General features: G+C 44.6%; 11 protein-coding genes, 1 tRNA gene and 1 other RNA gene. 3 read left to right on the top strand and 10 right to left on the bottom strand.

The window, feature by feature from the left end; translation table 11 throughout:
- Positions 1-58: 58 nt before the first annotated feature.
- The 10 genes from DESPODRAFT_RS15970 to hisB all read right to left on the bottom strand — a co-directional run bounded on the left by DESPODRAFT_RS15970 (position 59) and on the right by hisB (position 10030).
- A complete protein-coding gene (locus DESPODRAFT_RS15970; protein ID WP_004074831.1) occupies positions 59-997 on the bottom strand; it encodes an ABC transporter substrate-binding protein in 939 nt (312 codons plus the stop codon).
- A 224-nt stretch (positions 998-1221) separates the two neighbouring features.
- Positions 1222-1989 (bottom strand): 2-C-methyl-D-erythritol 4-phosphate cytidylyltransferase, encoded by a 768-nt coding sequence (gene ispD, locus DESPODRAFT_RS15965; RefSeq protein WP_004074828.1) that lies wholly within the window; start codon positions 1987-1989, stop codon positions 1222-1224.
- 5 nt (positions 1990-1994) lie between these two features.
- Positions 1995-3305 carry an HPr family phosphocarrier protein gene (locus DESPODRAFT_RS15960; RefSeq protein ID WP_004074826.1) on the bottom strand — a complete coding sequence of 437 codons (1311 nt, stop codon included), beginning with the start codon at positions 3303-3305 and terminating at the stop codon, positions 1995-1997.
- Positions 3306-3330: 25 nt separating this feature from the next.
- Positions 3331-3758: RNase P RNA component class A (gene rnpB, locus DESPODRAFT_RS19090), an RNA gene on the bottom strand.
- 38 nt (positions 3759-3796) lie between these two features.
- Positions 3797-4507 carry a zinc ribbon domain-containing protein gene (locus DESPODRAFT_RS15955; protein WP_004074824.1) on the bottom strand — a complete coding sequence of 237 codons (711 nt, stop codon included), beginning with the start codon at positions 4505-4507 and terminating at the stop codon, positions 3797-3799.
- A gap of 14 nt (positions 4508-4521) precedes the next feature.
- Positions 4522-5337 carry a Nif3-like dinuclear metal center hexameric protein gene (locus DESPODRAFT_RS15950; protein WP_004074822.1) on the bottom strand — a complete coding sequence of 272 codons (816 nt, stop codon included), beginning with the start codon at positions 5335-5337 and terminating at the stop codon, positions 4522-4524.
- A gap of 174 nt (positions 5338-5511) precedes the next feature.
- A tRNA-Ile gene (locus DESPODRAFT_RS15945) sits at positions 5512-5588 on the bottom strand.
- Between the two features lie 72 nt (positions 5589-5660).
- Positions 5661-7541 carry an RNA polymerase sigma factor RpoD gene (gene rpoD / locus DESPODRAFT_RS15940; RefSeq protein ID WP_004074819.1) on the bottom strand — a complete coding sequence of 627 codons (1881 nt, stop codon included), beginning with the start codon at positions 7539-7541 and terminating at the stop codon, positions 5661-5663.
- Between the two features lie 23 nt (positions 7542-7564).
- Positions 7565-9346 carry a DNA primase gene (gene dnaG / locus DESPODRAFT_RS15935; RefSeq protein WP_004074817.1) on the bottom strand — a complete coding sequence of 594 codons (1782 nt, stop codon included), beginning with the start codon at positions 9344-9346 and terminating at the stop codon, positions 7565-7567.
- A gap of 96 nt (positions 9347-9442) precedes the next feature.
- Positions 9443-10030 (bottom strand): imidazoleglycerol-phosphate dehydratase HisB, encoded by a 588-nt coding sequence (hisB, locus tag DESPODRAFT_RS15930; protein WP_004074816.1) that lies wholly within the window; start codon positions 10028-10030, stop codon positions 9443-9445.
- Positions 10031-10285: 255 nt separating this feature from the next.
- Between hisB and DESPODRAFT_RS15925 the strand changes: the two genes are divergently transcribed.
- From DESPODRAFT_RS15925 to DESPODRAFT_RS15915, 3 genes are all read left to right on the top strand, one after another.
- Positions 10286-11011, top strand: a complete 726-nt coding sequence (locus DESPODRAFT_RS15925; protein WP_004074814.1) for a putative metalloprotease CJM1_0395 family protein — start codon at positions 10286-10288, stop codon at positions 11009-11011.
- An 83-nt stretch (positions 11012-11094) separates the two neighbouring features.
- On the top strand, positions 11095-11442 hold the full coding sequence (locus DESPODRAFT_RS15920) for a flagellar basal body rod C-terminal domain-containing protein (RefSeq protein ID WP_245531943.1): 348 nt from the start codon (positions 11095-11097) through the stop codon (positions 11440-11442).
- A gap of 84 nt (positions 11443-11526) precedes the next feature.
- Positions 11527-12075, top strand: coding sequence for a C40 family peptidase (locus DESPODRAFT_RS15915; protein ID WP_004074810.1), 549 nt, complete (start codon positions 11527-11529; stop codon positions 12073-12075).
- The last annotated feature ends 62 nt before the right edge of the window (positions 12076-12137 follow it).

The following is a 12137-nucleotide window of genomic DNA, read 5'->3' as shown; positions in this document are numbered from 1 at the left end:
AAAACCAAGAATCAAGCCACCACAAAGCGAAAAGCAATTCAACAACGTATTGGAACTGTTATTTTGCCCCTGCAGCATCGGCGAAACGCGTGTCCACAAATTTATCCAGATCAATGAGAGATGTCATAATATTCATTTTATCCATCATATATTTCTGGATTATATCAAGATCTTCCTTTTGAGGATAAAGCTCTCCTGTCAGAATCCGGTCAGGCGGGGTTGTAAGCACCCGTCGGATGATATCCTTATCCTGGGAAAAAAACTCAGCACCAATAATTGAAGCCGGCTCAGGCTGGGCATCAATGGCAAGCCCTGAGCGGACAAAACTTGTGCAAATTTCCTGCATGGCTTCGGGGTTTTTTTCGATAACCTCGGAACGCATAACAAAAACACAGCAGGGGTGTTTGGCCCACAGATTTTTTGACAGTTCAAATTCTTCACCATGCCCGGCTGCTATAACCTGGGATCCAAATGGTTCAGCGACGATAAACCCGCCGATTTCGCCGTCTTCGTCATATTCAAGGGCTTCGGGCATCTGGAAAGGTGCAACAACCTCAAGGGTGACATCAATTCCCTTTTCCGTGGCACGTCCGGGTTTCAACCCTTTTTCGGATAACAGCTTGTGAAACAGCATATTGTGGATGGAAAGCTGATATGGAATCAATACGGTTTTGCCCGCGAAATCCTCAACGGAATTAATATTGGCTCTTTTATTTTTAACGAGAACACTGCCGTTTTTATGGGCGAGCAACAACAATTTGAGATCAACTCCGGATTTGAAAAGGTCCATGGCTGTCGGTGCGAGAATCAGCGCCCCGTCCAGTGATTTTACAGAAAGCGCGTCAGCAACTTCATTCCACCCGTTTTTAACCACAGGTTCCAGTGTGCAGTGTTTAAAGGTTTCCATACCTTGTTGTAATTTTCGAGCTGTTACACCGAGAATGAAATGATCAGTGATTTTCAGATATCCGATCTTGATCGCGGGCTTTTCCGCCATTTCAGGCACCTCCGGGAATGATTAATGTCTAATAAACAATGCTGAATCTCATTAACGATTAAGCGTAAATTTAATTCAAAGTCAATTTTAAAAGCTTTGAACGGGTTAATCACGAAATTTTCTACACCATTGCATTAGAATCTGCCATAATTTCGCAACAAAGTAAACCCCGGGACTGTATAAAATACGATGGCAAATTAAAGAAGGATCTTCCGGTAATAATTTTAATTAAAAAAACCTGAATTCCCGACTATTTCTGCCTCTTTTTTTGCTTGAATGATCAGGCCTGCGAAAATCAGATCCTGGGGGGAAGTGAGCTTGATATTGAAGGGTCCGCCATCCACAATATCTACCGGGAGTTTCGCATGTTCGCAGATCGACGCTTCGTCCGTGCCCAAAAAATCGGTATTCCGTGCATAGGAAGCAGCTTTGACAATCAGATCCAGGCGAAAGACCTGGGGCGTCTGGGCCCGAAAGAGTCCATCCCGGTCAAGGGTACAGATTATTTTGCCATTTTTATCAGCCCTTTTTACTGTATCAAAGATACCAAGAACCGGAATACAGGCACCATTTTTCAAAGCACCGTCAAGGCATCGATCAACCAGATTTTCACCTACAAAGGGCCGGACCCCGTCGTGAATCAGCACAAATGTTATTTCCGGTCGAATACAAATTTTCAATGCTTTATCAAGTCCGTTTCCCACGGAATCCTGTCGGGTAACACCACCTTTGATAATATGCAAAGGTGTGGAAAATGAAAATCGGTGCAAAAGGTCATTGCGGGTAAAATCCAGATCCTGTTCCGGAACCACCAGAATAATCTCATCCACCCGACAGTGCATGTCAAAGGCAGCAAGGGTGCGGACAATTACCGGAATACCGTCCAGATCAATGAACTGTTTTTTAACAGAGGATTGCATACGCAGCCCTTTTCCACCCGCCACAATAATAGCAATATTTTTAAATTTCTCTTTATTTTCCGTGTCAGACATAAATTTTAAATCAAATAACTCAATTCGCGGGGCAAAGGAATTCCCTTTCCCATATGGTCTTCACCATAATTGACACCGGAAAGGATTTTCAAATCATTCAAGGCCCTGGAATCTCCGGTAAAAACGACCGTCTCAATTTCCTCTTTTTTAATTTTCCCCCCGGCCCACTGAATGTCAAGAACCGAGGACGCATCAAACTGATCTTTTCCGACATGAAGCTTGACTTCTCCGCCGTAATGCTGGACAATTTTTGCGACCAGAAGGCTTGGCCGACTGTGAAATCCCCTGTCTTTGGGAATACCCACTTCAATTGTTCCTGATTCCATATTATCGTTTAAAACCCGGGTAGCCACGGCCTTGCCGGAGGATAAAAAACGACCTGCATAATATAGACAGTAATTCATAGCACGATCCAGAACAGCATCCGGATCAATGAGGTCGGAAAGGGAGAGCCTGATATTTCTATAAACATGTTTAAAACCGGTATCATACAGGTGACGTTCATAAAAATGAAGCAAACGCCCTAAAACCTGCAGGATATGAAATACGATGGAAAAATGACTGCGCAACTGGCTTAAAAGTTCAGTATCAGGGGACTGCAACGTGGTGATCACATAGGAATCAAAAGAAGACTGAATATTATGCACCCGCATCTCATAGCTTCTCATTGTCACCTCGTTGATAACATCAGGAACAAGCTTGTAAATCGTTTCAAGGTCATAACGTTCATAAAAGGTAAACTGTTCAAAATCCCGGATCAATTCAAGAAACTGACTGGAGATTCGTGTCAGATTTTTTTTCTGACTGCGTTGGGGCATGGCGTCATCAATATTATGTTCCAGTTGGCCGGCAGTGGCAATACCGGGGAAGTATTCCAGGTCATAGCCGGACTCCGGGATGGTGATACCCAAACGTTTTGCCTCTCTCAAAGCTACGGGTGCGGCCTGGTGAAGAGCATCCTGGAGAAATTTAAGCATACCCAGAGCTTCCTGCTTAAAAGCACTGTGGTTCTGCTCCCCGAAATTGTAAAAGTCGAACCGGTCCAGGGTGTGACGCTGGGAATAACAGGCAAGGGAAAGATGTCGAATTGCTGCGGATATTGCACGGTAAAATACCCAGTCTTTATTTTTTTTTGCACCGTGAAAGTCAAGAAAATCTTCCATGATGTGCGAGGTGATGATCAGTTTTGAGCAAAGTTTCTTGGTAAAAAGATAACTGTCGTCATTCAACCCAATAATGAACAAAATGCACTGAAGATACTCATATGAAAAAATATTGGCTTTCTCTCTAAAAGAGATGTCACAGGTTTCATTCATAGATATTTATCCAGTATTTAAATTTCGGTCTGACCGGCCCGTAAGCCGAATTCTGTTACCTTCCTGCGGTTACCCGCAAAAAGATCAACGGTCATTCATCTAGTATGTATGTTACCATACATCTCGAGCAACCTACCCGGAGACTTGGGCGGGCAGCCCTCAAGCGTCTCTCTATTTGGTCTTGCACCGGACGGGGTTTACCAAGCTTCCCCGGTCACCCGGAGAACTGGTGCGCTCTTACCGCACCGTTTCACCCTTACCCAGCCACTCACTCAATCGAACAATCATCTGTACTAAAGACACCTGTTCGATTGAGTGAGTGGCTGGGCGGTCTACTCTCTGTTGCACTTTCCTTCACGTCACCGTGACTCCACGTTATGGAGCGTCCTGCCCTGCGGTGTTCGGACTTTCCTCCCGGCGTTAATTCGCCCAGCGACCGTTTGTTCCGGTCAGACCGAAATTAAAATTGTTCTTCAATCTAATTCTAAGTATCAGCTTTTATCATAATAAAGAATTCGGCTACACTGGGGACAGAGTATCAACTGATTTCCGCGCTGAACTTCGATATACAGCTGGGGTGGAATATTCATAAAACACCCTAAACAGACCTGATCCTGCACATTGGCAACGGCAGACCCCTGATTCATTTTGGAAATGCGTTTGAACCGATCTAAAAGTTTAGGATCCAAACTTACACCGATTTCTTTCTGGCTTTTAAGATATTCCTCAAGCAGCTTGCGGTCCTTAGTGGTTTGTTCTTCAATCTGGTTCTGTTCCGCTTTGATCTGTTCTTCGAGCTGCTGATATTCTTTTGTACTTTCATCCACAACAGCCTGGGACTTTTCCCGCTCTTCCATGATCTGTAACAACTCTGTCTCTAAGGCATCTTTTCTTTTTTTATTATCATCCACCTCCCTGAGCAAAACCTGATACTCTTTATTTGTGGTTACATTACGAAGGGTTTCATTACTTTTGATAATGCGGGCATCAACAATTTTAATTTCATTTTCACTGTCAATGCAATTTTTTTCCAGTCTTTCAAGTTCTTCGGTATTTTCCTTGAGCGCTGCTGCAAACTGTTTGAGCCTGGATGCCAGTTTGATTTTCTTTTTTTCAACCTCATGCAGTACGTCATTAAGACGAACTATTTGGGTTTCAGCCTCCTGAAGTTTTACAAGGGTGGCAATATCTGGTTTTGACATAAGGTGTTACATCCTCATATAGTTAAAAATGGATCTTGTTCCTGATCATATGAATTAATTAAAATTTCATATTTTCTGGCATCAAACATCTGCCCAAGACGTTTTTTCAAAAGTTCGACAGCAATTGATTCGGAAGAAAAATGGCCGACATCAACTGCGGACTTACCATGGGACTCTATATCCCGAGCTTCGTGATATTTCAAATCCCCTGTGATATAGACATCCATTCCCGAGCCTAAAAATTGAGTTGTCAAGGACCCGCCGGAACCCGAACACAATGCTGCGGTTGATACCATGTTCCCGGGGTTACCAATAATTCTTACGCGGGGAATTCCCAATTCTTCTTTAATCCGGTAAGCCAGTTGTTCAAGTGTCATGGTCTCCCCAAGCTGCCCAATGCGCCCAAGTCCTTGAATCTGTCCGGCAGATTCATTTTTCATTGCATCGGAAAAAAAAACATCTGTGCAAAAAATATCCAATTTTTGGGCCAGATAGTCGTTCAAACCATCCTGAGCCTTATCCAGGTTTGTGTGGGCACTGACTACGGCAATTCGAGATCTGGCACTGGTCAGAATGGCAGTTCCAGGCATCCTGCTGAAATCAATCTGCTTTTCAGGTGACATGACCAGGGGATGATGGGTAATCAGCATATCACACCCCAGCTTTTCCGCTTCGGACAAAGCCTTATCTGTGACGTCCAGGGCAATTAGGATACTGGACACCGGCCATCGGGGATCACCGACTTGAAGCCCTGAATTATCCCAGGATTCAGCCAGGGAAAAAGGTGCAATTTGATCTACAATATCAATAATCTGTTTTACCGTGGGCATGCGTCAATAACTCTCAAAATAAAAAAGCGTGGAGTACACTCCACGCTTTAGGTTTAATCTATTTCCATATTGCTCTGCAGGCATATCCATGTATGACCTGGTCATCCTTTCCCTCTTTTCAGCATATCAATCGGCTATCCCCCTATTTAAGACCTCATATATGAGCAAGTTCTTTGGTGGGCCCACCTGGATTCGAACCAGGGACCGACCGGTTATGAGCCGGTGGCTCTACCAAACTGAGCTATAGGCCCGGAAAGCCGCTTTGGTAATGCGTTGCAAGCAAATTTCAGATATATATATCAACACATTTATGCTGTCAAGCGTTAATTCTCTATAAAAGTTTTTAGCTTTTTACTCCTGGTGGGATGACGAAGCTTACGCAAGGCTTTGGCTTCAATCTGGCGAATACGCTCCCTTGTAACGGTAAAATCCTTTCCAACTTCTTCTAAAGTGTGATCAGACTTTTCTCCGATGCCAAAACGCATCCTTAACACTTTTTCCTCCCTGGGCGTCAACGTTGCCAGTATTTTACGCGTCTGTTCGGCAAGGCTCAGATCAATGGCGGCCTCGGAAGGAATAGAAAATTTCTTATCCTCGATAAAATCCCCAAGATGGCTGTCTTCTTCCTCACCAATGGGGGTTTCAAGAGAAATAGGCTCCTTGGCAATCTTAAGCACCCGCCGAACCTTATCAATGGGGATTTCCATTTTTTCGGCAATTTCCTCTGGAGAAGGTTCCTTGCCCATCTCCTGAACCAGGTACCGGGAAGTGCGGATCAGTTTGTTAATGGTTTCGATCATATGAACCGGAATTCTGATGGTTCTGGCCTGGTCTGCAATGGCACGGGTAATAGCCTGACGGATCCACCAGGTGGCGTATGTAGAAAATTTGTATCCCCGGCGATACTCAAATTTATCCACCGCCTTCATCAAACCAATATTGCCTTCCTGAATCAAATCAAGAAACTGCAGTCCCCTGTTAGTATATTTTTTGGCAATACTGACCACAAGCCTTAAATTAGCGCGGACCAGTTCGCGTTTAGCGGCATCGGCTTTTTTGCGCCCGATTTCAATCCCCTGAACAATTGCATTCAGGTCATCAACACTGCCTTTAACCAGGCCCTTTTTTTCTGCAACCTGCTCACACAAAGAATTGATATCATTAAAAATAGTACCTGCACGGTCCGGGGTCATTTCGCTTCTTGACGTGGCCCATTCAACAAAAACAGCCTGATCTTTTGTCTGTTTCATCATGGTGCTGGGCTGGACATTAAAGGTTTTTGCACACCTGGCCAGCAGATTATCAACCGTTTTAAACCAGATTATTGTACTTCTGATACTCTTTTCTATGTTATCAATGACATTGGACTCAAATCGCCAGTTTTTAAGCAGTTCAAAAACTTCTTCTGTATTGCAGTCAATCTGTTCCGTAAGAGAGCTGTATTTTTTTGTACCTTTCCTTGTGTTTTCAAGCTCATCACGATAAGACTGACTTTGCGTATGCAAAGTTTTTATCCGGGCTAAAGATTCAAGGAATTTTTCTTGTTTGGAGACCTCATCAACCATTCCATCCCCCTCATCCACATCCCGGAGTACATGCTTGGGACGCATGGCCTTATCTTCCATTTTTTTACCATACATAAAAATGGTATTCAGAGCCAAAGGACAATCGAGCATGGCCCGCAGTACATCCTGTTCTCCAACCTCTATTTTTTTGGCAATTTCAATTTCACCTTCACGGCTAAGCAGGGTTACCATACCCATCTCTTTAAGATACATCTTCACGGGATCAGTAACTGCACCAAATTCCATGTCGGGACGTTCACGTCGGGAAGATAGTGCGTCTCTACCCCCTTTCTTATCCATATCAGTTTCAAGACCTTCGTCATCATCATCCCTACGGGATAGAGAGCTTTTAACTCTTTTATTTTTTGATGACCGGGAAGCCTTTTTGGGGCTTTGGGCCCTGCCCTGGTTAATGGCAGACGTGTCCTCGTCTCTGTCACCAACCAGTTCAATACCCAGTTCCTGAAACTGAATGACAATATCATCTATCTGCTCAAAGGATTGCAAATCATCTGAAATGGCGTCATTGATTTCGGAAAAGGACAGGACGCCTGTTTCCTCTCCCTTTTTGATAAGCCTGCGCATCTCGTCCTTACCAATCATCACGCCTTCCTCAGATCTGCTGGTCTTTTCTGCCATATATGCCTCCCAAAGGCTTAAAGTTAACTGTTATGCAACTGCTGAATCTGCTGCTGTTTAAGTTTGAGCAGATTGATCACATCAACATCACAGCCCTCTTTTACTTTTGTTAATTCGCTGACAATAATTCTGTCGGTTTTATTTTTTATTTTTATGACCCGGTTGACCAGGACAGCAAACGTCTCAGCCGGCTCCTGAACCCCGGTATAATCTTCCATAGCCATGGATGCAATCAACTGCCGGTCTTCATCGGTTTCAACCCGGGCCATGACCGCACCCACAATGTTTTGAGTGTCCGTTCCGCTGTCAATAATCAAACAGCCAAGCCGCTTAAGTGGCTTTGAATAAAAGGAGGGGAGCACCTTTTTTTCCACGGCAACAGCAATCAGTTCAGGCCAGTGAAGCATCATGGAGAGGATCTGTTTTTCTCTTGGGTCAGATTCCAAAACACTTTTGGATGCGTCGCCGTCCTCAGCAATCAAAGGATCCCGGATCTGTCTGCTTACCTCTTTTTCATAGGCATCCTTTACTTTTTCAAGAACAGCCTTTTCATCGATATTAAGTGTTTCAGCCAGCTCACGGACATAGATTGAACGGACCGCATAATCCTGAATCATAGCCAGATGCTGCTTCATCTCGTCCAAAATTTTTATACGTCCCTCAACGGAAGTTCCATGGGTATCCAAAGATAACTGGAGCAAAAACTGCATCACTGTCTTGGCAGTACCTGCAAGCTCAAGAAAGGCATCCCGGCCATGGGCCATGACATAGGAGTCGGGATCATTGTTGCCCGGAAGCACCAGAATCCGGGTATCAATCCCCTCCTGAACAAAAACGTCAATGCTTCTTTTGGCAGCCTTTATACCTGCTTCATCAGAGTCAAAAACCAGGATCATGGTCGTTGCATAGCCTTTAAGAATCCTGATATGCTCGCGGGTCAGAGCCGTGCCCAAACTTGCCACACTATTTTCAATCCCGTATTGATAAAGGGAAAGAAAATCAAAATAACCTTCCACAATAAATACCTGACCCAGCCTGCGGCACGCCTGTTTTGCCGCGTGCAATCCGTAAAGAATACGGCCTTTGCTGTACACGGGGGTTTCAGGAGAGTTCATGTATTTGGGCATGCTGTCATCCATGACCCGGCCGCCGAATCCGGCCACCTGCATGTTGATGTCAAAAATAGGAAACATCAGCCGGTTTCGAAATCTGTCGTAAAACCCGTTTTTCTGTTTTTTTTCCAGCACCAGGCCGGAACTGACCGCAACCCCTTTAGTAATTTTTTCTTTTTTTAATACATTGACAATGGCATCCCAGGCATCAGGGGAGCATCCCAGTTGAAACTGCTCAATAATCTGTTTACTAGTTCCTCGCCCTTCAAGATACCGCCTGGCGCAATTGCCCTTTGATGGGTCCTTTAGGAAACCTGTATATGCCTGCATTACCTTTTTATTAAGACGGAAAAGAGATTCCCGGGTATGAACGGCTTTGCGCTGTTGCGGACTCATCTTTCGAGTTTCAATGACAATGTTATACTTTCTGGCCAGCATCCTTGCAGCTTCGGGAAAGGAGATCCCATGATATTTCATGACAAAGGAGAGGACATTACCGCCGGCGCCGCACCCAAAGCAATGAAAAATCTGCTTATCGGGATTAATGGAAAAAGAAGGCGACTTTTCAGAATGAAAGGGGCATAAACCAAAAAAATTCCTGCCTGACTTTTTTAGAATAACTGCCTCGGAAACAACATCAAAAATATCCGACGCAGCTAAAATCTCTGCAATTTTTTCTTCAGGGATCAGCATTTTGGGTAGAGCCGGCTCCAAAATTTCAAATCTTCATGTAAATTAGATTAGAATAAGCAGTGAATACGACCTGTCAACAACCAATCGTGCCGTTGACTATAAACATCCCTTGGTGGATAATGCGCCTGATATATGAGAAATCGGACGGGTCGCAGTATGCAATGACCGTCCAAACGCCTTGAATATGGACTCAAGTACGTGGTGTTCATTTTCACCGTAAAGGGCATTAATATGCAGATTAAATCCGCCTTTGACACAGACTGCCTGGAAGAACTCCCTGGCAAGATACGCATCAAAATTCCCCCGGGATTTCAAATCGTTGGGAATATTGTAAACAAGATAAGGCCGGTTGGACAAATCAATGGTTACCCGGGACAGAGATTCATCCATGGGAACACTTGCATCACCAAACCGATGGATGCCTCCTTTTTCAGACAATGCCTGCTGGATCGCCTGCCCTAGAACAAGGCCCGTATCTTCTACGGTATGATGAAAATCTACCTCAAGATCGCCTGTGGCTGAAATCAGAAGGTCAAAAAAACCATGCACTGTAAATGCTGTAAGCATGTGATCAAAAAAAGGAATGCCTGTACTAATCTCAGCTTTTCCCTGTCCATCCAGATTCAGCCGGATATTTATCCGGGTTTCCTTAGTCTGCCTTGACACCTCAGATTGTCGATTCATAAAAAAGTTCCTTGAAACCGGCAGAATTTTGTTTTATACAATCGTCTAATCAACTGGTACTCTGCTTTTATTTTCCGGCTTGTCACAGCGTAACGCAGAACGCAACAATAACGCCATAACGAATCCTTCTAAAATACGCGCATTTCCGACATTTGTCAACGTCGATTCCATCACCTGGTGTACATTCAAATAGCCGTTTGAAATTTCATAATTAATTTGGTATATTAAAGGTATATATAATTTAAGGGAAGCGTTATGGATGTTCAGGCTGCAGGAATAAACAGCTATTATACATATCAATCTGCCCTTGAACGGGGATCTGCCCTGAGATCTTCGTCCCCCAGGTCCGAATCCCAGGCACAGGATACGGATATCAGCGAAGCAGGATCCCTGTCCGACGGTGAGGAACAAGTTGGTTCGGTTTCTCAGACCCAGACAGATGAAGCCGCCCAGAAAAAAAGTCAGCCGTCAGAGGCAGATGCAGAGTCGCGGCTTACCTTGGACGAAAAACTACTCATCGAAAAACTTGAAAAAGTTGACGCTGAAGTTCGGGCTCACGAAATGGCCCATATTGCCGCCGGAGGAGAATATATCACCTCTGGTGCCACCTTTTCCTACCAGCAGGGCCCTGACGGAAAAAAGTATGCGGTAGGCGGAGAGGTCAGTATTGACACAGCTTCCGAACCTGGGGACCCCGAGGCAACATTACAGAAAATGCGGCGGGTGCGTGCCGCAGCGTTAGCCCCTGCCCAACCATCCTCCCAGGATTTAAAAGTAGCATCCAACGCTGCATCCCAGGCGGCAAAAGCCATGGCTGAAATCACACAGCTTATAGCAAATGGGCAAGCCGGACAGATGGAAACAGCAGTGTCCGGCTATACACGGCAGCAGGTTTCCGATGCGTATGCCAAAACAGGCAGCATGTCTGACCAGAATAGACCCAATCAAGATACCCAAAATTCATTTCATATCGCTGTCTGAAAGAAAAGTATATTGTTATGAAGGTAATTTTTTGATATTATTTGCATACCAATTGATACAAACCGGAGGTAAATATCATGGGGATGACCGTCCAAAACAATGGTTCAGCTTTACAGGCTTTTTCAAACCAAATATTGGTTTCTTCAAATAATGTAGCCAACTCCCTGTCGGACGAGTTCAAGGCGGACAGAGCGTATAATGTTGAGGCAAAAAACGGACAGGTACAAACTTTCATCTCCAAAACCCAGGTAAGAGCAACTCTGGCTGAAGATCCTCTCAAAAATGACGGTTCGTTAAAGGAATTATCCAATACGAACATTGCAGAGGAAATGATTGTACAGATTCAAGCCCAGAATGGGTTTGATGCTAACGCCAAAATGATTCAGACCTATGATGAAACAACCGGAACCCTACTGGACACGATCGCATAAGCCGGCATGTCTGGAATAAAAACGACCCCCACCCCACAGACAAGGGTGGATGATCTTACTACTAACTATTGATCATTTTACATTGTGCCAAAGTTTACTTCCCTAATCCGCACCATTGCGATCCTTTTTCTGGCCGTGCTGATCTGCTTTGGCTGCGGCAAACTTAAAAAAGGAGGCCGGACGAATCAGTCTGGCCTCCCAAGGCAATCTGATGACCCCGAATATAACAGATCCGGCCCCCTGTCTGACACCCGTCAGAGTATTGTCCAGGCAGCCATGACTGCCGTGGGTACGCCCTATCGCTGGGGCGGCGTTTCTCCAAAGGGTTTTGACTGCTCTGGGTTAGTGGTATATACCCACGCCAAAATCGGGATTCATGTACCAAGAACAGCCAGTGCCCAGTTCAAAAACTGCACATCAGTATCTCGGCAAAATATCAAACCGGCAGATCTGGTTTTTTTTTCAGTACCCAGAAGACGGGGAGATGTTCACGTAGGCATTTACATCGGCAAAGGTCAGTTTATACATGCACCGGGCAGGGGGCGCAAGGTGAAGCGCGTCTCATTGGACAATATTTACTTTAAACACCATCTCATTAAAGCCGGAAATTTTTTTAAACAAGATGAAGGATAATTCCTGCATCCAAAAAACACGTACATTTTACTTTATTGTTTAAAAAAACCATCTCAAAATAT

The organism is Desulfobacter postgatei 2ac9, from assembly GCF_000233695.2.
Lineage (GTDB): Bacteria > Desulfobacterota > Desulfobacteria > Desulfobacterales > Desulfobacteraceae > Desulfobacter > Desulfobacter postgatei.
This window is presented reverse-complemented; position numbering and strand designations above follow the sequence as displayed.